The sequence below is a fragment of the Aeromonas crassostreae genome (assembly GCF_054052445.1).
The window spans coordinates 1-20991 of the sequence record NZ_JBSTYM010000035.1 but is presented as its reverse complement, the minus strand read 5'-3'; the positions used below and the strand labels follow the sequence as shown (position 1 = coordinate 20991).

At 63.8% G+C, this 20991-nt stretch carries 19 protein-coding genes; 12 read left to right on the top strand and 7 right to left on the bottom strand.

Annotation, left to right across the window (positions count from 1 at the left end):
- Positions 1-75: 75 nt before the first annotated feature.
- The 3 genes from glnE to ACW5W4_RS17860 all read right to left on the bottom strand — a co-directional run bounded on the left by glnE (position 76) and on the right by ACW5W4_RS17860 (position 4945).
- Positions 76-2904, bottom strand: a complete 2829-nt coding sequence (glnE, locus tag ACW5W4_RS17870) for a bifunctional [glutamate--ammonia ligase]-adenylyl-L-tyrosine phosphorylase/[glutamate--ammonia-ligase] adenylyltransferase (RefSeq protein ID WP_456690292.1) — start codon at positions 2902-2904, stop codon at positions 76-78.
- A gap of 210 nt (positions 2905-3114) precedes the next feature.
- The gene (locus ACW5W4_RS17865) at positions 3115-3567 is read right to left on the bottom strand and encodes a GNAT family N-acetyltransferase (RefSeq protein WP_456690291.1); all 453 of its coding nucleotides are present in this window, start codon (positions 3565-3567) and stop codon (positions 3115-3117) included.
- A 127-nt stretch (positions 3568-3694) separates the two neighbouring features.
- Positions 3695-4945, bottom strand: a complete 1251-nt coding sequence (locus tag ACW5W4_RS17860; RefSeq protein ID WP_456690290.1) for a methyl-accepting chemotaxis protein — start codon at positions 4943-4945, stop codon at positions 3695-3697.
- A gap of 103 nt (positions 4946-5048) precedes the next feature.
- On the opposite strand from ACW5W4_RS17860, the gene ACW5W4_RS17855 reads away from it, so the two are divergent.
- The 9 genes from ACW5W4_RS17855 to ACW5W4_RS17815 all read left to right on the top strand — a co-directional run bounded on the left by ACW5W4_RS17855 (position 5049) and on the right by ACW5W4_RS17815 (position 14805).
- Positions 5049-5798, top strand: coding sequence for a potassium channel family protein (locus tag ACW5W4_RS17855; RefSeq protein ID WP_456690289.1), 750 nt, complete (start codon positions 5049-5051; stop codon positions 5796-5798).
- A 176-nt stretch (positions 5799-5974) separates the two neighbouring features.
- Positions 5975-6574 (top strand): TIGR04211 family SH3 domain-containing protein, encoded by a 600-nt coding sequence (locus ACW5W4_RS17850; protein WP_408796672.1) that lies wholly within the window; start codon positions 5975-5977, stop codon positions 6572-6574.
- Positions 6575-6745: 171 nt separating this feature from the next.
- Positions 6746-7525: an NAD(+) diphosphatase gene (nudC, locus tag ACW5W4_RS17845; protein WP_456690288.1), complete on the top strand. Its 780-nt coding sequence runs from the start codon at positions 6746-6748 to the stop codon at positions 7523-7525.
- A gap of 152 nt (positions 7526-7677) precedes the next feature.
- On the top strand, positions 7678-8745 hold the full coding sequence (gene hemE, locus ACW5W4_RS17840; RefSeq protein ID WP_456690287.1) for a uroporphyrinogen decarboxylase: 1068 nt from the start codon (positions 7678-7680) through the stop codon (positions 8743-8745).
- A 187-nt stretch (positions 8746-8932) separates the two neighbouring features.
- Positions 8933-9862 carry an ROK family protein gene (locus tag ACW5W4_RS17835; RefSeq protein WP_456690286.1) on the top strand — a complete coding sequence of 310 codons (930 nt, stop codon included), beginning with the start codon at positions 8933-8935 and terminating at the stop codon, positions 9860-9862.
- Between the two features lie 46 nt (positions 9863-9908).
- Entirely contained in the window at positions 9909-10919 is a 1011-nt protein-coding gene (gene epd / locus ACW5W4_RS17830) for an erythrose-4-phosphate dehydrogenase (protein WP_456690285.1), read from the top strand.
- A 66-nt stretch (positions 10920-10985) separates the two neighbouring features.
- On the top strand, positions 10986-12149 hold the full coding sequence (locus tag ACW5W4_RS17825; RefSeq protein ID WP_427262204.1) for a phosphoglycerate kinase: 1164 nt from the start codon (positions 10986-10988) through the stop codon (positions 12147-12149).
- 115 nt (positions 12150-12264) lie between these two features.
- Positions 12265-13344 (top strand): class II fructose-bisphosphate aldolase, encoded by a 1080-nt coding sequence (gene fbaA, locus ACW5W4_RS17820; RefSeq protein WP_456690284.1) that lies wholly within the window; start codon positions 12265-12267, stop codon positions 13342-13344.
- Positions 13345-13500: 156 nt separating this feature from the next.
- Positions 13501-14805 (top strand): NAD(P)/FAD-dependent oxidoreductase, encoded by a 1305-nt coding sequence (locus ACW5W4_RS17815; protein ID WP_456690283.1) that lies wholly within the window; start codon positions 13501-13503, stop codon positions 14803-14805.
- A 9-nt stretch (positions 14806-14814) separates the two neighbouring features.
- On the opposite strand, the gene ACW5W4_RS17810 is transcribed toward ACW5W4_RS17815, so the two are convergent.
- The 3 genes from ACW5W4_RS17810 to cutA form a co-directional block, all read right to left on the bottom strand.
- Entirely contained in the window at positions 14815-15249 is a 435-nt protein-coding gene (locus ACW5W4_RS17810) for a hypothetical protein (RefSeq protein WP_427262201.1), read from the bottom strand.
- Positions 15250-15382: 133 nt separating this feature from the next.
- Positions 15383-17161 carry a protein-disulfide reductase DsbD gene (locus ACW5W4_RS17805; protein WP_456690282.1) on the bottom strand — a complete coding sequence of 593 codons (1779 nt, stop codon included), beginning with the start codon at positions 17159-17161 and terminating at the stop codon, positions 15383-15385.
- The gene (gene cutA / locus ACW5W4_RS17800) at positions 17158-17475 is read right to left on the bottom strand and encodes a divalent-cation tolerance protein CutA (protein WP_427262199.1); all 318 of its coding nucleotides are present in this window, start codon (positions 17473-17475) and stop codon (positions 17158-17160) included. The genes ACW5W4_RS17805 and cutA overlap by 4 nt, the downstream gene beginning before the upstream one ends.
- A gap of 188 nt (positions 17476-17663) precedes the next feature.
- On the opposite strand from cutA, the gene ACW5W4_RS17795 reads away from it, so the two are divergent.
- On the top strand, positions 17664-18005 hold the full coding sequence (locus ACW5W4_RS17795) for a hypothetical protein (RefSeq protein WP_427262198.1): 342 nt from the start codon (positions 17664-17666) through the stop codon (positions 18003-18005).
- Between the two features lie 776 nt (positions 18006-18781).
- Positions 18782-20044, top strand: coding sequence for a dicarboxylate/amino acid:cation symporter (locus ACW5W4_RS17790; protein ID WP_456690281.1), 1263 nt, complete (start codon positions 18782-18784; stop codon positions 20042-20044).
- Between the two features lie 88 nt (positions 20045-20132).
- Here the strand turns inward: ACW5W4_RS17790 and ACW5W4_RS17785 are convergent, their stop codons facing one another.
- Positions 20133-20564: a PACE efflux transporter gene (locus ACW5W4_RS17785; RefSeq protein ID WP_456690280.1), complete on the bottom strand. Its 432-nt coding sequence runs from the start codon at positions 20562-20564 to the stop codon at positions 20133-20135.
- Between the two features lie 134 nt (positions 20565-20698).
- Between ACW5W4_RS17785 and ACW5W4_RS17780 the strand changes: the two genes are divergently transcribed.
- The coding region (locus ACW5W4_RS17780) for a LysR family transcriptional regulator (protein WP_456690279.1) at positions 20699-20991 on the top strand (293 nt) is incomplete at its 3' end.

Sequence of the window (20991 nt, the reverse complement as noted above, 5' to 3'; positions counted from 1 at the left end):
TCTCTTCATATCAAAGATCTTCAGGCCCCCCGCCCCCCCCCCCCCCCCCCCCCCACTTCCTGGTTATAGCCAGCTTCACTTCTCCAGCAGCTGTTGCCAGACCGCCAGCACATGACCCCGCTCGGTCAGCAACTGATCGTCCCCCACCTTGCGGGAGATCTCCGACAGGTTGAGGCGATGGCCCAGGTTGCGGATCTCCAGGTAGGCCTGTTTCAGTCCCTCCGCCTGCGCCAGCGTGAGTACCCCTGCCATCACGCACTCGTCGAAGATGCGCACATTGTCCGACCAGCGGGTCAGGGCCTGTGGCTCGCCGCAGGCGTGGGCCAGCACCAGGTACTGGGCGATGAACTCGATATCCACCATGCCGCCGGGGGACTGCTTGAGGTCGAACTCCCCCTCGCCAGCTTTCAGCAGGTGATCCCGCATCTTGGCCCGCATCTCCCGCACCTCCTTGGCCAGGTTCGGCAGGTCGCGCTCCTTGGCCAGCACGGCGCGGCGGATACGGGCAAAGTCGGCGATGACCCCCTCGTCCCCATAGATGGGGCGGGCCCGCACCAGGGCCTGATGCTCCCAGGTCCAGGCCTCGTGCTGCTGGTACTGCTCATAGGCGGTCAGCGATGAGACCAGCAGGCCGGCGTCGCCGGAGGGGCGCAGCCGCATGTCGATCTCGTAGAGGATCCCGGACGGGGTGCGGGTGCTGAACAGGTGCAGGATCCGCTGGGCCAGGCGCAGGTAGAACTGGCGGCTGTCGATGGGCTTGCGCCCGTCGGTGTAGCCGTTGGGATCACCGCCGTGCAGGAACACCAGATCGAGATCCGAGCCGTAACCGAGCTCGATGCCCCCGAGCTTGCCGTAGGCCACCACGGCGAAGCCGCGTCGGCCGCTCGCCGCCACCTCGGGGGGCACCCCGTAGCGCTCGCTCATCTGGGCCCAGGCCTGATTGACCACCTCTTCGGTGATGGCCTCCGCCAGCCAGGTGAGGTGGTCGCTCACCTTCATCAGCGGCAGGGCGCCGGCAATGTCGGCGGCGACGATGCGCAGCAGCTGTACCTGCTTGAACTGGCGCAGCGCCTCCATCTGCTGCTCCACGTCCTCTTCGGGGATGCGCAGCAGGAACTGGCGCAACTGGGGCTTGTACTGGTCCAGCGGGGTGGGGTGGTAGAGGTGCTGGGGATCGAGCAGCTCGTCCAGCAGTATGGGGTAGCGGGCCAGTTGCTCGCTCACCAGATGGCTGGCGTCACACAGGCGCACCAGCTGGCGCAGGGCGGCGGGGTTTTCCGCCAGCAGTTGCAGATAGGCGCTGCGGGTGAAGATGCGAGTCAGCAGGGTGCAGACCCGCTCGAACAGGCGGGCGGGCTCGCGGCTCGCCACCACCAGCCGCAGCAGCTCAGGCATCAGCCAGTCCAGGGCGATGCGCCCCTGGGGCCCGACCTGGCGGCGCTTGTACTCCTCCTTGAAGCGCAGCAGGGCGGCGCAGAGGGGGGCGGGGTCGCTCATGCCCTGGGCCGCGAGCAGTTTCTCCAGCTCGGCGGCATCGAGCTCGGTGCGCCAGAGATCGAGCCAGAGCTGCTCCAGATGGGCGGGGGCCTCTTTTTCCTCCCCCACCACGGCGACGAACTCCTGATGGACGATGGCCATCTCCTGGTCGAGGTGGGCCATGAAGGCGTCCCAGTCGGCGAAGCCGGTGGCGGCGATGAGGCGCTGGCGATCCCGCGGCTCGGTGGGCAGGGTCTGGGTCTGCTGGTCCCCTATCTCCTGAAGGATGTTCTCGACCCGGCGCAGGACGCGATACGCCTGGAGCAGGCGCGCGCAGCGCTCCCCATCGAGGGCGCCGCTCTGGGCGATGGCCGCCAGCGCCTCGGGCAGGTGGCGCACCCGCAGGGCGGGCTCGCGACCGCCACGGATGAGCTGCAGCGCCTGGGCGATGAACTCCACCTCGCGAATGCCCCCGGCCCCCAGCTTGATGTTGCCCTCCAGCCCCTTGCGGCGTACCTCGGCGGCTATCATCGCCTTCATCTGGCGCAGGCCATCGATGACGCCAAAGTCGATGTAGCGGCGAAACACGAAGGGGCGCAGCAACTCGGTGAGGGCCTGGGCGTGTTCGCACTGGGGCCCCAGCACCCGCGCCTTGACCATGGCGTAGCGCTCCCAGTTGCGGCCATGGTGCTGGTAGTAGTCCTCCATGGCGGCGAAGGAGATGGCGAGCGGTCCCGCCTCGCCGAAGGGGCGCAGCCGCATGTCGACCCGAAACACCTGGCCATCCTGGGTGGGCTGGTGCAGGGCGTTGATGAGGCGCTGGCCCAGCTTGATGAAGAATGGCTGGTTGGCGAGTTCGCGCCGCCCGCCGACGGTGTAGCCGTTGTCGGGGAAGGTGAAGATGAGGTCGATGTCCGAGGAAAAGTTCAGCTCGCCGCCGCCGAGCTTGCCCATGCCGAGGATGAGCAGGGGCTGGGGGTTGCCATCGCCATCCATGGGGGTGCCGAGCTCGCCGCACTGTTTGGCGTAGAGCCAGTCCCGGGCGCCGCAGATCAGCGCGTCGGCGAGCTTGGTGAGATGGACAAAGCTCTCCTCGACCTCGGCGCCCCTGAGCAGCTCGCGCCAGGCGATCACCAGCATGCGGCTGCGACGAAAACGGCGCAGGGTGCGCTTGAGCGCCTCCTCGTCCGTCAGCTCGGCCAGCTGGGCGGCGAGGTCGGGCCCATAGTCCTGCCAGCGGTTATCCGAGCGCAGCGCCTGGGAGCCGAGCAGCTCGGCCAGCAGGCTCGGCTCCTGGATCAGGGCCTCGGCGGCGAAGTCGGAGAGGGCAAACAGGGTCAGCAGTTCGTCTCTGTGGGCCTCGGCGAGTTCCCCGTAGTGGGGGGCCTGGTGCAGCAGGCGCTGCCAGTGGCGATCGGCCAGGGTCATGAGGGGGGCGGGGAGCGGCAAGGTTCTCTTCCTTACGTTGATGGCATGAGGGTCAATCTAACATCGCGCCCCCCGGCCTCCTAGCCGGGGGATCGGGGCTCGCTCAGAAGCGTGAGCCGGATCCGGCCCGGGCGTGCCTGGCTGGCGGGGCGCCCGGGCACTTGCTCTGTCATCGCCATCTGGTCGATGCAGGCTGACGGGGCATCGAGTTCAGCGGGTCAGCTGGTAGATATCCGGCTGATAGCGCTCCATCAGGCTGTCCGGGTACGCCGGGGCCTGGAAGCCAAAACCGGCATAGAGCCCCTGGGCATCCGAGGTGGCGAGGGAGAGGCGGCGCAGTCCCTGCAAGGCGGGATGGGCCAGGATGGCGGCCATCAGCGCCTTGCTGTGGCCCCGGCCGCGATGGGCGGGCAGCACGAACACATCGGAGAGATAGCCGAAGGTGGCTCTGTCTGTGATGACCCGGGCGAAGGCCACCTGCTGGCCGTCGATATAGCCGCCGAAGCACAGCGAATGGTTGATGGCCCGCTGCACGGTGGCGAGGGGTATGCCGAGGCTCCAGTAGGCCTCTTCGGATAGGAAACGGTGGATCAGCGGCACGTCGAGCCGTCCCTTGTCGTCACTGATCTCCAACTTGCTCGCCTGTTCGTTCTGGTACTGCATCCTGGCTCCTTGCCCTGGGTGATGGAAACGAGAGAGGAGCCCGGCGGCTCCTCTCTTGCTAAGGTGGCGACAAGGCCCGGGTTCGTCAAGCCTCGATGAGCGCCTTTTCGTCCCGGGCGTGCAGGATCTAGTCCAGCTTGAAGGCCTGAATATGGCGGCTGAGGGTCTGGCTGTGGCCCTCCACCAGCACGGAGGCATCCTGCAGCTCGCGCAGCACCACCACGGAGCCTTCGACGATCTGCTTGACCTGTTCCAGGTTGCCGCTCATCTCCTGGGCGACCGCGCTCTGCTCCTCGGAGGCGGTGGCTATCTGGCGATTCATGTCCGCCACCGCCTGCACCCTGGCCACTATGGTGTCCAGCTGCTCACCGGCCTGGGTCACCTGCTGCACCCCGAGATCGGCCTGGGTCACGCTCTGCTCCATCAGGCCGGCGGCGGCGCGGGCACTGCCCTGCAACTGCTCTATCATCCGCTGGATCTCCACGGTGGCGGACTGGGCCCGATTGGCCAGACCGCGCACCTCGTCGGCGACCACGGCGAAGCCGCGTCCCGCCTCACCGGCACGGGCGGCCTCGATGGCGGCGTTGAGGGCCAGCAGGTTGGTCTGCTCCGAGATGCTGCGAATGGTATCCACCACAGAGCCTATCCGCTCGACCCCCTGCTCCACGTCATGGACCACGCCGGAGGATTGCTGGATGTTGCCGGAGAGGGTGTGGATGGTGCTGACGGTATCGGCGACGCAGCGGCTACCCTCCTGGGCCAGCTGGCTCGTCTCGCTGGTGGAGTGGGAGGCCTGCTCGGCGTGATGGGCCACCTCGCTGATGGCCCCCACCATCTGGGTCATGGCGCTGGCGAGCTGCTCTATCTGGTTGAACTCCTCACGGATGGCTTCGTTGGCCTCCTCCATGCACAGGGTCACCTGGGAGGCGATGTCGTTGAGCTCCTTGCAGGCGACCCGCTGCTCGCCGAACACCTGCTTGAGCTCCTCCTGGGAGTGGGCGACCGCCTTGGCGATGTCGCCGAACTCATCCTTTGAGGCCAGCTCGACCCTGTGGCTGAGATCCTTCTGGGAGAAACGATCCAGCAGGCTGACCAGGTAGCGCACCTGCTTGACCATGAGGCGGGATCCCCCCATCAGCAGCACCACGAACACCATCCCCATCAGGGCCGTCTCGACCAGGCCGGTCCAGATGAGGCGGGAGGCGATCTCGTTGGCCTTGACGGCGTCTATGCCCTCGCCGAGCAGGGTGCTCTCCAGGTTGCTGGCGTCAAACCAGAGCTTGGCCAGCAGCAACAGTGTGCTGAATACCATCAGCAGGATCACCTTGGGAACCAGGCGGATATCACTCAGCCGCTGCTCCAGCGGGTTGAACTGCATAGCGTCTCTCCTTTCCTATGGGGGAATTTTGCCTTTCGCATCAGGGCTATCGGCATTATCTTCCGTTTTATGAGTTGGTTTCCCGCTTAAAGTTGGAATTTGCATGCGACATCACTTTACGCACCTGCGCACCCTGGATCTGCTGATGGCGATCCTCTCCCTGGTCTCGGTGGCACTGGTCAGTGCCCGCTGGCTCGAGCTGGCGAGTCCCCAGACGCTTCAGCTGTTCTATGACATCGACAGCCTGATCTGTTACTTCTTCCTGGCCCATTTCGCCTATGGCTGGTGGCGGGCGGCGGATCGCTGGGCCTTCCTCAAGGGGAACTGGTTCTATCTGCCGGGCAGCCTGCCCATGGTGGAACAGCTGCGCTGGGCGCGGCTCATCCAGCTGTGGCGGGTCTATCAGCTGCTGCGAAACAGGCCGGATCTGCTGGCCATGTTTCGCCGCGAGCGCAACGAGACCCGGCTCTCCGGGATCCTGTTTCTGTTCTTCCTGCTGCTGGGGGTCGGGTCCGGCGCCATGTTCTGGGTCGAGTCCGGTCAGCCGGGCAGCCAGATAGAGACGCCCTATGACGCCTTCTGGTGGACCCTCGTGACCCTGTCTACCGTGGGTTACGGGGATCTGGTGCCCAAGACGGAGCAGGGGCGTTTTCTGGCCAGCCTGCTGATCCTGTTCGGCGTCGGCCTCTACGCCGCCGTCAGCGGTTTCATGGCCAGTTTGTTTCTGCAACCGGGGACCGGCCAGAAGGAGGAGGCGCTGCGCTACCAGCAGCTGAGGGAGCAGCAAGTCCAGATGCTGGCGCAGTTGCAGCAATTGCGTGACGAAATCCGTCAGCTGAAGCGAGACCCCTGACTGGCGGTGGTCAGGGATGGCAAGCCGCGCCAGGGCAGGGCGGGCACGGGGGGCTTGGTCCGGCGACCTTCCCCCAGCCTTGAGGGGGAGGCCGTTTCTTTGCTTGTCCTTTGGCCGTCACGGGGCTTACCATTCCTGCCACTCCCTAACCCAATGAATGAGAGAATCGACAGACCATGCGCGCCCTTCTCGGGATACTGATCTGCCTGTGTGCCCAGTCAGCCCTGGCCGAAACCCGTTATGTTTCCGACAACATCTATATCTTCATGCACGGGGGACCGGGCACCCAGTACCGGATCCTGGGCAGCGTCAAGGCGGGCGAAGCCCTCGATGTGAAGGGGGGCCAGGCCGGCTTCACCCAGGTGGTGGATGAACGCGGTCGGGAGGGCTGGGTCAAGAACGACGAGCTGCAGCGCGAGCCCAGCCTCAAGGTGCGGGTGCCCCAGCTGGAGCAGGAGCTGCAAACCCTCAAGGATCGCCTGCAAAACCTCAATGGCGACAACGAGCAACGCTTCGCCGAGAAGGATGGCAAGATAGCCGAGCAGGAGGCGCAGCTCGCGACCCTCAAGGAGCAGCTCGACAGCCAGGGGGAGGAGCTCGCCAGCGTCAAGGCCGAGAATGCTGCCCTGACCAGCAGCATCGACAACCGCGAGCACGACATGCAGATGGACTGGTTCATCCGCGGTGGTGCCATGGTGGGTGGCGGCATCCTGCTCGGCATTCTGCTCCCCATGCTGCCGCGCCGTCGCAAGCAGAGCGAACGCTGGATGAATTGATCGCCCGGGCGGTCGAAAGAGAGGGTCGCCATGGCGGCCCTCTCTCGTTTGGGGCAATGTTCCTCGATGGCTGACACCCTGTCGGGGGTCGCCATCAGTCGTCCCCGGCCGTAAGATGAGCCGAACGATCCCGTGCCCGGCGCACCCTTCATCAACAAGAGTCTTCCGCTTATGTCATCAACCGAACAGGCCTTCTGGTTCGTGCTGGGGGGCGATCACCTCGTCCTGCTGGATGAACGGGGGCAGATCCCCCAGGGCCCCAAGGCCTGCCTGCCCGCCCACCTTCATCATGCCCATTTCGAGCGCTTCGACGAGTGGGACGGCCTGCCCTGCCAGCTGCTGGATCTGGGGGCAGAAGCCGATACCCAGGCCATGGCCCCGCTTCGTCAACTCATGGTGGCGGGGGAGGAGGAGGGCTTTCGCCTCGCCGGTCGCGCCTGGCAGCTGGCCACTTTTCGCCGCACCCACAGATTCTGCGGCGAGTGCGGCGCCCCCATGGCCCCCAAGGCAGGGGAGTGGGCCCAGGGCTGCCGCCATGGCCACCTGGTCTATCCGCGTATCTCCCCCTGCATCATAGTGGCGGTGCGCAAGGGATCGTCGCTGCTGCTGGCGGCCCATCGCCGCCACCATCAGGTGGACGATCCCATGTTCACCGTGTTGGCGGGCTTCGTGGAGGCGGGGGAGAACCTGGAGCAGTGCGTGGCGCGGGAGGTGTTCGAGGAGAGCGGCATCCGGGTGCGCAACGTGCGCTACGTGTCGAGCCAGCCCTGGCCCTTCCCCCACAGCCTGATGATGGGGTTCGTCGCCGAGTATGAGAGTGGCGAGATCCGGCTGCAGGAAGAGGAGCTGGTGGCCGCCGACTTCTTCGAGGCGGACAGGCTGCCCAGGCTCCCCCCCCACGGCACCATAGCGCGCCGGCTGATCGAGCTCTGCCTGGCAGACGTCATCTGAGCAGCCGGCCCGGGAGAAATGAGAGCCCCTTGTTTGCGCCCCCTCACATCTTTGGGGTTGAGGGGGCGGGCGAGGCGCTCTCGCCGTCCCCTGGCGCAGACAAAGTGGTATCATATCCGCCATTTTATGCGTGACACGACTCAGGAACTGGGATGAAAGAGCTGAAAAACGATCGATACCTGCGCGCCCTGCTGCGCCAGGACGTGGACATGACCCCGGTATGGATGATGCGCCAGGCTGGCCGCTATCTGCCGGAATACAAGGCGACCCGCGCCGTCGCGGGGGATTTCATGTCCCTGTGCCGCAACGCCGAGCTGGCCTGTGAGGTCACCCTGCAGCCCCTGCGCCGCTACCCGCTCGATGCCGCCATCCTCTTCTCCGACATCCTGACCGTGCCCGATGCCATGGGGCTGGGCCTCTACTTCGAGCACGGGGAAGGCCCGCGCTTCGAGCGCCCCATCCAGTCCATGGCCGACGTGCAGGCGTTGCCCATCCCGGATCCGGAAGACGAGCTCGGTTACGTGATGAATGCGGTGCGCACCATCCGCCGCGAGCTCAAGGGCGAGGTGCCGCTGATCGGCTTCTCCGGCAGCCCCTGGACCCTGGCCACCTATATGGTGGAGGGGGGCAGCTCCAAGGCCTTCACCAAGATCAAGCAGATGATGTACGCAGAGCCGCAGACCCTGCACCTGCTGCTGGACAAGCTGGCAGACAGCGTGATTGCCTACCTCAACGCTCAGATCAAGGCCGGTGCCCAGTCCGTCATGGTGTTCGACACCTGGGGCGGCGTGCTCACCCCGCGGGATTACCGCGACTTCTCCCTGCAGTACATGCACAAGATCGTCGATGGCCTGATCCGTGAAAATGAGGGGCGCCGCGTGCCGGTCACCCTGTTCACCAAGAATGGCGGCCAGTGGCTGGAGCAGATCGCCGCCACCGGTTGCGATGCCCTGGGGCTGGACTGGACCATCGACATCGCGGACGCCAAGCGCCGGGTCGGCGACAAGGTGGCGCTGCAGGGCAACATGGATCCCTCCATGCTCTACGCCGCGCCTGAGCGCATTCGCGAAGAGGTCGCCACCATTTTGGCGGGCTTTGGTAGCGGCAACGGCCACGTCTTCAACCTGGGCCACGGCATCCATCAGGATGTGGATCCCGAGCACGCCGGCGTGTTCGTCAACGCGGTGCACGAGCTGTCGGCGCGGTACCACGGCCGCTGAGCGCGGCAGACAGCACAATGAGAACGGGGCCCGCGGGCCCCGTTTTGTTGCCCGGCCTCGCGGGGGCTGCATCCTGGTCACCGCTCGGGTTACACTGCACCACCATTGAACAGGGTCGCGGACAGGATGGGCGCGTGCGCCTCCCGACGACCGGGTGAGGGTGGCGTTGAACATGGCAGGAGGCAGTATGGGCAAGGGTGCATGGGACTGGGGCATCGACCTTGGCGGGACCAAGTGCGAATGTGTGGTGCTCGACGGCGACGAGGTGCTGCTGCGCCATCGCATTCCCACCGAACGCCGTGGCGGTTACGAACACATTCTCGATCAGCTTGCCAAGCTGGTGAACGAGTGCGCCGAGCGGCTCGGCCAGCGCCCTGCGCTCATCGGCATGGGCACGCCGGGGGCGCGGGATCCCCAGACCGGGCTGATGAAGAACTGCAACACCACAGAGCTCAACGGCAAGCCCCTCAAGGAGGATCTGGCGCTCAGGCTGGGCGTACCCGTGCTCATCGCCAATGACGCCAACTGCTTCGCCCTGGCGGAGACTCATCTGGGGGCTGTGCGTCAGCACCATCCCGAGGCGAAAGTGGTGTTCGGCATCATCATGGGCACCGGGGTCGGGGCTGGTATCGTCATCAATGGCCAGATCCTCAACGGCCATCACGGCATCGCCGGCGAGTGGGGCCACAACGTGCTCTCCCCCGACGGTCCCGAGTGCTACTGCGGCAAATGGGGCTGCGTCGAAACCCTCATCAGCGGTCCGGCGCTGGAGGCCTGGTATGAAGCCAAGGCCAGGCGCCATCTGTCTCTGGCCCAGATAACGGCGGCCAGCGCCCACGATCATGTGGCCAGGCTTACCATCGATCGGCTGCACCTGCTGTTTGGCCAGGCCCTCGCCAACGTGGTCAACATCCTGGATCCGGACGTCATCGTCATCGGCGGCGGCGTGGGCAACGTGCAGAGCCTCTACCGCGCCGGGCGGGAGACCCTATTGCCCTTCCTGTTCAATCCCCGTTTCGCCACCCCCATGATAGCGCCGGCCCTGGGGGACAGCGCCGGGGTATTCGGCGCTGCGTTGCTGGCCCGTGGCACCTTCCGGGAGGCGCAGCTCTCATGATGCCTCCCCATCTTCTCTTCGTCGCAGGTAAGGACACTCAATTTCCATGATCAAGATTGCCATCAACGGCTATGGCCGCATCGGTCGCAACGTGCTGCGGGCCCTCTACGAGAGCGGCCGTGACAAGCACATCAAGATAGTCGCCATCAACGAGCTGGCGGCCCCCGAGGCCATGGTGCACCTCACCCGCTTCGACACCAGCCATGGCCGCTTCGCCCATCCGGTACAGCTGGCGGGCAGCAGCATGCAGGTGGGGCAAGACCTGATCGCCCTGTTCGCCGAGCGGGATCCGGCCAATCTGCCCTGGCGGGCGCTGGGGGTGGACGTGGTGCTGGACTGCACCGGGGTATTCGGCTCCCGGGCCGATGCAGAGCGCCATCTGAATGCGGGGGCGGGCAAGGTGCTCTTCTCCCATCCGGCGGATGCGGATGTGGATGCCACCATCGTCTACGGGGTGAACCACCAGACCCTGACGGGACGGGAGCGGATCGTCTCCAATGCCTCCTGCACCACCAACTGCGTGGTCCCCGTCATCGAAACATTGCATCGAGAATTCGAGATAAATTGTGGTACTATTACGACAATTCATTCGGCCATGCACGACCAGCAAGTCATCGATGCCTACCACAGCGACTTGCGGCGAACCCGGGCCGCCAGCCAGTCCATCATCCCGGTGGATACCAAGCTGGCAAAGGGGCTGGAGCGGATCCTGCCCCACTTCGCCGGCAAGTTCGAGGCGATCGCGGTGCGGGTGCCGACCATCAACGTCACCGCCATGGATCTGAGCATTACTGTTCGTAAAAAAGTGACGGTTAGTGACGTAAATCAAGCCCTGCAACGGGCATCCAGAGGTACATTACAGGGTATCCTGGACTACACGGAAGAGCCGCTGGTCTCCGTAGACTTCAATCATGATGCACACTCCTGCATCATCGATGGTACCCAGACCCGGGTGAGCGATGCCAACCTCGTCAAGATGTTGATGTGGTGTGATAACGAATGGGGCTTCGCCAACCGCATGCTGGATACCACCCGGGCCATGATGGCCGCAGGCTGATGGCCTGCACCGGGCGCAAGGTTACTGTTTTTTTAACATTACCTGAAAATATATAGAGGACTGAATATGTCTGTTATCAAGATGACCGACCTGGATCTGGCGGGTAAACGCGTTCTGATCCGTGCTGACCTGAACGTGCCGGTAAAAGACGGCAAGGTCACTTCCGACGCACGTATTGTGGCGACCCTGCCGACCATCAAGCTGGCTCTGGAAAAGGGCGCCAAGCTGATGATCACCTCCCACCTGGGTCGTCCGACCGAGGGTGAATACAACGAAGAATTCTCCCTGGCTCCGGTTGTCAACTATCTGAAAGACGCACTGTCCTGCCCGGTCCGCCTGGCCAAGGATTACCTGGATGGCGTAGAGGTTGCCGCCGGTGAGCTGGTCGTGCTGGAAAACTGCCGCTTCAACAAGGGCGAGAAGAAGAACACCGAAGAGCTGGCCAAGAAATACGCCGCCCTGTGTGACGTCTTTGTAATGGATGCATTCGGTACTGCTCACCGCGCCGAAGGCTCCACCTACGGTGTGGCCCAGTTCGCCCCGGTTGCCTGTGCAGGTCCTCTGCTGGCCGGTGAACTGGACGCCCTGGGCAAGGCCATGCTCAAGCCCGAGCGCCCCATGGTTGCCATCGTTGGCGGCTCCAAGGTCTCCACCAAGCTGACCGTGCTGGAGTCTCTGTCCAAGATTGCTGACCAGCTGGTGGTTGGTGGCGGCATCGCCAACACCTTCATCGCCGCTGCCGGCCACAACGTCGGCAAGTCCCTGTGCGAACACGATCTGATCGACACCGCCAAGAAGCTGGCTGCCGAGACCAACATTCCGGTGACCACCGACGTGGTCGTGGGTAGCGAGTTCTCCGAATCCACTCCGGCGACCATCAAGTCCGTGTCCGACGTGACCGACGGCGACATGATCTTCGACATCGGCCCTGACTCCGCCAAGGCCCTGGCCGACATCATCATGAACGCCAAGACCATACTGTGGAACGGCCCGGTCGGCGTGTTCGAGTTCGACCAGTTCGCTGAGGGCACCAAGGTGATCGCCGAAGCCATCGCCGCTTCCCCGGCCTTCTCCATCGCTGGCGGTGGTGACACCCTGGCCGCCATCGACAAGTTCGGCATCGCCGACAAGGTCTCCTACATCTCCACCGGCGGCGGCGCCTTCCTGGAGTTCGTAGAAGGCAAGGTACTGCCGGCCGTCGCCATGCTGGAACAGCGCGCCAAGGCCTAATTGACCCGGAACGGGGGGCAAAAGCCTCCCGTTTCGTTTATCATGTGGCCGCTGTGCCGGTTCATGATGAACCCCCCATTTTTTATTAACGGCATACGAGAACAGGACGATTAACATGTCTAAGAAAATTTTCGACTTCGTAAAACCCGGCGTGATCACTGGTGATGACGTTCAGAAAGTCTTCGCCATCGCCAAAGAGAACGGCTTCGCACTGCCGGCCGTCAACTGCGTCGGTACCGACTCCGTCAACGCCGTGCTGGAAGCGGCTGCCAAGGTGAAGGCTCCGGTCATCGTTCAGTTCTCCAACGGCGGTGCCGTGTTCACCGCCGGCAAGGGCCTGAAGCTGGAAGGCCAGCAAGCCGCCATCCTGGGTGCCATCTCCGGCGCCAAGCACGTGCACGCCGTGGCCGAAGCCTACGGTGTTCCGGTGATCCTGCACACCGACCACGCCGCCAAGAAGCTGCTGCCGTGGATCGACGGTCTGCTGGACGCGGGCGAGAAGCACTTCGCCGAAACCGGCAAGCCGCTGTTCTCCTCCCACATGCTGGACTTGTCCGAAGAGTCTCTGGAAGAGAACATCGACATCTGCTGTGAATACCTGACCCGCATGGCCAAGCTGAACATGACCCTGGAGCTGGAACTGGGTTGCACCGGCGGCGAAGAAGACGGCGTGGACAACAGCCACCTGGATCAATCCTCCCTGTACACCCAGCCGGAAGACGTGGCCTACGCTTACGAGCGTCTGTCCAAGATCAGCCCGCGCTTCACCATCGCTGCCTCCTTCGGCAACGTGCACGGTGTGTACAAGCCGGGTAACGTCAAGCTGACCCCGTCCATCCTGGACGCTTCCCAGAAGTACGTGTCCGAGAAGTTCGGTCTGCCTGCCAAGTCCCTGGACTTCGTATTCCACGGTGGCTCAGGTTCCACCCTGGAAGAGATCCGCGAGTCCATCTCCTACGGCGTGGTGAAGATGAACATCGACACCGACACCCAGTGGGCGACCTGGGAAGGTGTGTTGGGCTTCTACAAGGCCAACGAAGCTTACCTGCAGGGTCAGCTGGGCAACCCGGAAGGTGCCGACAAGCCGAACAAGAAGTTCTACGATCCGCGCGTCTGGGTACGTGCCGGTCAGACTTCCATGATCGCCCGTCTGGAGAAGGCCTTCTCCGACCTGAACGCCATCGACGTACTGTAATTCACCGCAGTTCGATTGCATGACAAGGCGCCCTTCGGGGCGCCTTTTGCGTTTCTGTGATCCACCCGGGTTGGCCTGCGGGGGGCTATCTGGGTATTATCGAAGCAAATTTGCTTATTTTATTAAACGATTTGCAACCAAGGCAGGACGCTGAGCATGCAGGCAGGAAAGCACAACGGACATCAGGAGCACGTGGCCTCCTATTACGCGGCCACCCGCAACGACGCGCAGCAGTGGCCCGAGCTCGGTGGCGAGATCGATGCCGACGTCTGCATCGTGGGTGGGGGCTTCACCGGTCTCAACACCGCCATCAACCTGGCCGAGGCCGGTTACAAGGTGGTGCTGCTGGAAGCCAACCGCATCGGCTGGGGGGCGTCCGGGCGCAACGGCGGCCAGCTTATTCGCGGCATAGGCCACGATACCAGCCAGTTCGCCCGTTACATCGGCGAGGAGGGGGTGAGGGAGCTGGACCGGATGGGGATCGAGGCGGTGCAGCTGGTGCGCGAGCGGGTCGAGCGCTTCGACATCGACTGCGATCTCGCCTGGGGCTATTGCGATCTCGCCACCAAGGTGCGCCACCTGAAAGGGTTCGAGGAGGATGCACAGCACCTGGCGAGCCTGGGTTACCAGCACGAGCTGAAGCTGGTGGCGCGGGAGGATATCCATAGCGTGGTGGGGTCGGATCGCTACATCGGCGGGATGATCGACATGGGCTCCGGCCACCTTCACCCCCTCAACCTGGCCCTGGGGGAGGCGCGCGCGGCGGCCAGCCTCGGCGTCTCCCTGTTCGAGCACTCCAGAGTGAGCCGCATCGATCATGGCAGCAGGGTGAGCGTCACCACGGCCCATGGCCGGGTCAGTGCCGATTATCTGGTGATTGGCTGCAATGCCTACCTGGGCGACCTCCAACCCGATCTCGGGGGAAAAGTGCTGCCGGCCGGCTCCTACATCCTCGCCACCGAAGTGCTGGAGAAGCGGCTGCGTCAGCGCTTGCTGCCGCAGAACATGGCGGTGTGCGATCAGAACGTGGCGCTCGACTACTACCGGTTGTCGGCCGACGGTCGCCTGCTGTTTGGCGGCGCCTGCAACTACTCGGGCCGGGACCCGAAGGATATCAAGGCCTTCATGTTGCCCAAGCTGCTGCGGGTCTTCCCCGAGCTTGCGGATACAGCCATCGAGTTTCAGTGGGGGGGCATGATAGGCATTGGCGCCAACCGGCTGCCCCAGATAGGCCGTCTGCCGGCCCACCCCAATGTGTTCTATGCCCAGGCTTACTCGGGACACGGCCTCAATGCCACCCACATGGCGGGCAAGCTGGTGGCCGAGGTGATCAGGGGGGAGAGTCGGGGTTTCGATCTATTCAGCCGCGTGCCCCACATGAGCTTCCCCGGCGGCCCGGCGCTGCGCTCCCCGCTGCTGGCGCTGGGGATGCTGTGGCACAGGATGAAGGATCTGCTCTAGATCAGGGGATCAGGCGGCTGGACGCTGGCTGTCCTGGACGGGTTCGGCCAGGCGCCAGCCCTGCTCCGTCTTGACCATCCACACCTGGGCCTGCCGGGCCAGCACCTGACCGGCCTCGAACTCGCCATACTTGCGCTCCAGTTCCATCAGCCCCAGCTCCTGCTGGAAGGGGCCGGCTCTGTCATAGACCAGATCCTCGTCCTGCAGCACCCGGAGCTCTGCCAGTCCCTGCTTGAAATGGATCCGGTAGCTGACGCTGACGAGATAGACGCCTTCCTCTCGCTGCGCCTGGTCCAGCACCTGAAAATCACTGATATCAAACAGCTGGGCATCGGTGCTCCCGTGCAGCCTGGCCCTGATCTGGCCTTCGATCTCATCGACGGCGGGCCCTGCGCTACAGGCGACCAACCAGAGGGTCAGCAGGGGGATGAACCACTTTTTCATCAAGACTCCGGACGATGCGGGACGGGAAAGGGCGAATTTTGCCACGCTGCCGGTCATATACAAGGGATTGTCAGAAAAATCAGTGGCTAGCCGCGGGTATGGCCCGGAGCAGTTAACTCCGGGCCAATGGCCTTCAGCGCAACTTGTCGAGCCGACCCAAAAACTCGATGGGGCCCATGAAACCGGTCACCCGCTGGCCGCTCACCTCGTTGCCCTCGCGATCGAAAAAGATCAGGGTCGGCAGCCCCAGCACGTTGAGGCCGTTGAGCAGATCCACATCGGCATCGTCGTTGGCGGTGACGTCCGCCTGGAGCAGGACCATCTCGTCGAAGCGCGCCCGCACCTCGGGGTCGCTGAAGGTCTTGTGCTCGAACTCCTTGCAGGCCACGCACCAGTCGGCGTAGAGATCCAGCAGCACCGGCTTGCCGCGGGCGGCGGCCAGTTGCACCTTGAGATCGTCCAGGGTCTTGATGGGGATGAATTGGGGGGCCTGGATCTCGGCGTTCGCACCGGTCGGGGTCGGCAGCAGCAGCTCCTTGCCCGCGACCACGGCGCCCATCATGGTCAGCAGCAGCGCGAAGCCGCGCAGACTCTTGCCAAGGCCATGTTCGGTCCCCTGATTGTGATGATAGAGGTAGCCACACAGCGCCAATCCCAAGCCGAGCCAGGCCAGGGTGGTGACCTGATCGCTCCACAGCCGTGACAGCAGCAGGATGGGCACCGCCAGCAGGGCAAAACCAAACAGCTGCTTGACCACATCCATCCAGGCGCCCGCCCTGGGCAGCAGCTTGCCCCCTGAGGTGCCGAGCAGCAGCAGGGGCAGCCCCATGCCCAGCGACAGGGCATAGAGGGCCGCACCGCCGAGCCAGAGATCGCCGCTCTGGGCCACGTAGATGAGGGCGCCGGAGAGGGGCGCCGTGGTGCAGGGGGAGCAAACCAGTCCCGAGATAGCGCCCATGATGGTGACCCCGACCACGGAGCCGCCCTGCTGGCGGTTGGAGAGGCCGGACAGCCGGGTTTGCAGGCTGCTTGGCAGCTGCAGGCTGTAGAGGCCGAACATGGAGAGGGCGAGCAGCACGAACATGACGGAGAGGCCGATCAGCACATAGGGGTGCTGCAGCGCCGCCTGGAATTGCAGGCCAGCCGAGGCCACCACCAGTCCGAGCAGAGTGTAGGTGAGCGCCATCCCCTGCACATAGACGAAGGAGAGCAGGAAGGCGCGGCGGGTGGAGAGACGGCCGGCACCGGCGATGATGCCGGTCAGGATGGGATACATGGGGAAGACGCAGGGGGTGAAGGCGAGTCCCAGCCCCAGGGCGAAGAAGGCGGCGACGCTGAGCCAGAAGCCCTGGCTGCCGAGGGCGGCGGCCAGCCTGTCCTGCTGGCTGGCGGGGGCATCCTGAGTGGCGGCGCCGACTTGGGGATCGGGCTGGCGCGTCGGCTCGTTTGGGGCGGCGAGGGGGCTCAGGTCTATCACCTGGTCGGTGGGGGGATAGCAGAGCCCCTCGGTGCAGCCCTGATAGCTGATGTGCAGCCGACCCTGCTCATCGACCCGGGTGAGTTGCAGCGGGATCGCCACCTGCTGGTAGTAGACCTGGGTCTTGCCGAAGAAGTCATCCTCATGGTCCGTGCCCGGGGGCAGCGCCGGGGGGGCAAAGTCGGCGTTCTCCCCCTTGAAGGCGAAGCGGTGACGATAGAGGTAGTAACCCTCGGCAATCTGCAGGCGCACCGTCAGCTGGGCACCCTCTTGCACGGCATCGAGCACGAAAGCCTGATCGACCTTGAGAAAGCGGGGGGCCTGCTGGCCCAGGCCGAGCAAGGCAAGGGGATCCACATTGGCTCTGGCGAGGGTGGGGGCCAGGCCGGTCAGCAGGGCGGTGAGCAGCAGGAGCGGGGAGAGAAGGCGGATCATGAGGTTTCCTGTGTCAGCCAGTCAAGATAGGGCCCATGGCCGCCCGTGACGGGCAGCGTGATCAGCTCTGGGGTGTCGTAGGGATGCAGGGCCAGGATCGCCTGCTCGATGGCGGCAAACAGCGGCATGCGGGACTTGATGATGAGCTGGATCTCGCTGGCGCGCTCAATCTTCCCCTGCCAGCGGTAGAGGGAGCGAACCCCGGGCAGCTGGTTGATGCAGGCCGCGAGGCGGCGTTCGAGCAGCTGCTCGCTGATGAGGTCGGCGCTCGCCTGATCCGGGCAGGTACAGAGCAGCAAGATGGCATCCGTCATGGGGAAAGGGTCTCCGTGGGTCGTTCGACAGGACGTGCGGGCTCCTTTCACTATACCGAGATGCGCCCCAAAAAGCACAGCAGGGCGCGCGCTGCCCGGGGGCAAATAAGAGTGCCGGGCGGGGATGGACGCTCTTGAGCGGACAGGGCAAAATGAGCGGGCCTGTTCCCCTAGACGTAAGGATATGTATGACCCAACAGAACGAGCAGCAGAAGACTCGCATGCTGAGCCTGCTACGCGATGGCGAGCGCCGGATGTTGACCCAGTTGTCGGGCCTGCTGCGCAGCTGTGCGGACGAGATCAATGCCGAACTGGGCAAAGAAGAGCTGCTGGAAACCCTGGAGCAGCCCATCACGGTCGAATACCTGAGCGGCGTGGTCCAGCATCATCTGTTCGAGCGCTTGCACAAGGGGGACATGGTGGCGGCCCAGCGCCTGCTGAGTCAGTACCAGCAGGAGATCGCCGCCGTTTCGGGCAAGGAGGCGAGTGCGCAGCAAGAAGAAGCTCCCCTCGCCACTGCCCAGGCCTGATCCCTCTCCCCGAGCCAGAGGCAGTCGCTGCCTCTGGCCATACTTCCCCTCATCGGCGTTTGCCGAGCCCCTTCACCTTGGGCGCGCGTTTTCCTCTGCCCTCTTTTGCACAGCACCTGCCGAGCCCCTTCACCTTGGGCGCGTGTTTTGCTCTGCCATCTTGTGCACACGGCACCTGCCGAGCCTCTTCACCTTTGGCGCGTGTTTGACTCTGCCATCTTTTGCACGGCACCTGCCGAGTCCCCATTCTCCTTTGACGCGTGTTTGACTCTGCCATGCCTGGCGCGGCGCTTATCCGGGGCTTGACGTCCATGGCGGCCATATCCCCTGCCTGGCTTTCTGCTTCGGGACCTTTATCTTGCCAGGTTGCTAGCAGGAGGCGTTATGGCAGCATATTGCACTGCCAGGCTGCCTGCCTGTTGGGCGTCCGGTATCCCGCCCCTACCGGCGACACTTAATACCGTAATGCAGAACAAACTCAGCACATGCGCCCTGTCTGTTTGGTGTTAAATCTTGCCTTGTCTCTAAAATTTCATCTTTTAAACAAATTTATAAGTTGGTGCGTTCATGGCTTTTTTTGAGTCAAAGCTCTGTTTTTATGCCAGAAGTGACGGTAAATGCTGAACATTTGATCCGTGTCACAGGCTTTAACAGTGATATATACCATTTGTAGCAAAAATGTTTCTTGGGTGTAGAGTCTGCTTTCGTCGGATCACGGCAGTGATATTGACTACAAAAACAATACAAGACAGACAATCACACACAGGAGCAGTCCCATGGATAAGTCTCTCTCGTCCCGCATCTTCGTCGGCCTGTTTGCCGGCCTGGTGCTGGGCAGTGCCATCCAGTATCTCTTCCCCGGCCAGCCGTTGCTGGATACCTGGGTCGTCGGCAGCGCCAGCGGTATAGGGGGCATGTTCGTCTCCCTGATCAAGCTGATGGTCATCCCCCTAGTCTACATCTCCATCGTCTGCGGGGTGTGCGAGCTGAAGGACGTGGCGAGTTTCGGTCGCCTCGGCACCAAGACACTGCTGCTCTACATCGGCAACACTGTGCTGGCCATCACGGCCGCCCTGACGGTGGGCCTGCTGCTGCAACCCGGTCTGGGAGCCCATCTGCCCCTGGCCGCAGAGGCGGTGGACATAGGCAACACCAGCACTCCTGACATCGGCAAGATGATCATGAACATAGTGCCGAGCAACCCGATCCAGGCGTTCGCCTCCGGCGACATGTTGCAGATCATCTTCATGGCGATCCTGACCGGGCTGGCCATTCAGGCTCTGGACAAGCGCGGTGGCCCGGCGGTCAACGCGTTTCGCATCGCCAACGAGGTGATGATGAAGCTGGTGGGTCTGGTGATGAAGCTGGCACCGTACGGCGTGTTCGCCCTCATGGTGCAGCTGGGCGCCACCATGGCGGCCGATACCCTGATGTCGGTGGCCAGTTATGTGTTGCTGGTGGTGGCCATGCTGGTGGGCTGGATCTTCCTGATCTATCCGCTGCTGGTCTGGTTGCTGACCGGGATCAAGCCCTCCGAGTTTCGTCGCAAGACGCGCGAGCAGGTGCTCTTCTCCCTGTCCACCGCCAGCTCCAACGCCACCATTCCGGTGACCATGCGCACCCTGACCGAGAAGTTTGGGGTGAGCAAGTCCATCGCGGGCTTCGGCGTACCGCTTGGAGCCACCATGAACATGTCCGGTGTCTCCATCTACATCACCCTGGCGACCCTGTTCGTGGCCAACGCCACCGGAGTCAGCATCAACAGCGCGGATCTGCTCTCCATCGGCTTCACCGTGCTGATCCTCTCCATTGGCGCGGGGGGGGTGCCAGGCGGTGGCGTGGTCATGATAGGGGTGATGCTGATGCAGCTCGGCCTGCCCATGGAGGCGCTCGCCATCATCATGGCGGTGGATCGCATCAATGACATGTTCTGCACCTCCTCCAACGTGGTGGGGGATACCGCAGTCTGCGTGGTGGTGGCCAAGTCCGAGAATGGCATAGGGGTGGAGGAGGCTCAGCCCGAGCAGGCGGTCGCCTGATAGCGCGCCGCTGGCCCGGCCAAACGGTTGGGCAAGGCCATCAAAAGGTCCACCTCGGGGTGGACCTTTTTGCATGGAGGCTATGGGGTCAGATGCCCTGCGCCGTCTGAACCGGGATGGGGAAGACCCTGTCGTAGAGCAGGTTGTAGACGAAGGCATAGACCAGATAGAAGAGCACGAACCCCAGATCCAGCACCAGGGCCTCCAGCAGGCTGATCTCCAGCCACCAGGCCATGGCGGGCAGGGCCACGGTCAGCAGGCCGCCTTCGAAGCCGATGGCGTGCCAGACCCGCTGCCACAGGCTCTTGCTCGTGTGACCCTGGCGTTGTTGCAGCAAGCGGTCAAATCCGAGGTTGTAGACATAGTTCCAGAGGGTGGCCAGCACGGAGAAGAAGAGGGCCAGTGGCCCCATGTGGCTCAGTGCCACCCCGGTCAACCAGCTGGCGAGGGGGGCGGCGATCAGCAGGCCAATCAATTCAAAGCCGATGGCGTGGCGCAGGCGATCACGGACGGTACGCATCTCTATCTCTCTCTTCAGGTGTTGATATGGGCCGAAATCTATCGCTAAACTGCGATAGTTTCACGTTGGTATCCATCTGTTTTATAGATACATAACAGCCCTGAGCCTGGGCCGCGTCTGGCAAGGAGTCCCCCATGAATCTCTCTTTGGAACAGCTCAAGGCCCTGCTGGCGGCGGCCGAGACGGGCTCTTTCTCCGCCGCGGCCCGCCGTCTCGGCAAGGCGCAATCCGTGGTGAGCAGCGCCATCGCCAATCTGGAGATAGATCTGGGGGTCGAACTGTTCGATCGCCGTGGCCGCTATCCGGTGCTGACGGCGGCCGGTGAGCGGCTGCTGGTGGAGGCCAGGGCCGTGCTCGCCAGCAGCGAGCAGTTGCAGGCGGTGGCCCACGAGCTCCATGGCGGGGTCGAGGCCAGGCTGACCCTGGC

Coding starts and splice junctions, on each gene's coding strand:
- cutA (WP_427262199.1), bottom strand. CDS start 17,475: ATGACGGATGCCATCTTGCTGCTCTGTACCTGCCCGGATCAGGCGAGC.
- ACW5W4_RS17785 (WP_456690280.1), bottom strand. CDS start 20,564: ATGCGTACCGTCCGTGATCGCCTGCGCCACGCCATCGGCTTTGAATTG.
- ACW5W4_RS17810 (WP_427262201.1), bottom strand. CDS start 15,249: ATGAAAAAGTGGTTCATCCCCCTGCTGACCCTCTGGTTGGTCGCCTGT.
- ACW5W4_RS17865 (WP_456690291.1), bottom strand. CDS start 3,567: ATGCAGTACCAGAACGAACAGGCGAGCAAGTTGGAGATCAGTGACGAC.
- ACW5W4_RS17805 (WP_456690282.1), bottom strand. CDS start 17,161: ATGATCCGCCTTCTCTCCCCGCTCCTGCTGCTCACCGCCCTGCTGACC.
- ACW5W4_RS17855 (WP_456690289.1), top strand. CDS start 5,049: ATGCGACATCACTTTACGCACCTGCGCACCCTGGATCTGCTGATGGCG.
- ACW5W4_RS17835 (WP_456690286.1), top strand. CDS start 8,933: ATGGGCAAGGGTGCATGGGACTGGGGCATCGACCTTGGCGGGACCAAG.
- glnE (WP_456690292.1), bottom strand. CDS start 2,904: ATGACCCTGGCCGATCGCCACTGGCAGCGCCTGCTGCACCAGGCCCCC.
- ACW5W4_RS17825 (WP_427262204.1), top strand. CDS start 10,986: ATGTCTGTTATCAAGATGACCGACCTGGATCTGGCGGGTAAACGCGTT.
- ACW5W4_RS17850 (WP_408796672.1), top strand. CDS start 5,975: ATGCGCGCCCTTCTCGGGATACTGATCTGCCTGTGTGCCCAGTCAGCC.
- fbaA (WP_456690284.1), top strand. CDS start 12,265: ATGTCTAAGAAAATTTTCGACTTCGTAAAACCCGGCGTGATCACTGGT.
- ACW5W4_RS17860 (WP_456690290.1), bottom strand. CDS start 4,945: ATGCAGTTCAACCCGCTGGAGCAGCGGCTGAGTGATATCCGCCTGGTT.
- epd (WP_456690285.1), top strand. CDS start 9,909: ATGATCAAGATTGCCATCAACGGCTATGGCCGCATCGGTCGCAACGTG.
- ACW5W4_RS17795 (WP_427262198.1), top strand. CDS start 17,664: ATGACCCAACAGAACGAGCAGCAGAAGACTCGCATGCTGAGCCTGCTA.
- ACW5W4_RS17815 (WP_456690283.1), top strand. CDS start 13,501: ATGCAGGCAGGAAAGCACAACGGACATCAGGAGCACGTGGCCTCCTAT.
- hemE (WP_456690287.1), top strand. CDS start 7,678: ATGAAAGAGCTGAAAAACGATCGATACCTGCGCGCCCTGCTGCGCCAG.
- nudC (WP_456690288.1), top strand. CDS start 6,746: ATGTCATCAACCGAACAGGCCTTCTGGTTCGTGCTGGGGGGCGATCAC.
- ACW5W4_RS17790 (WP_456690281.1), top strand. CDS start 18,782: ATGGATAAGTCTCTCTCGTCCCGCATCTTCGTCGGCCTGTTTGCCGGC.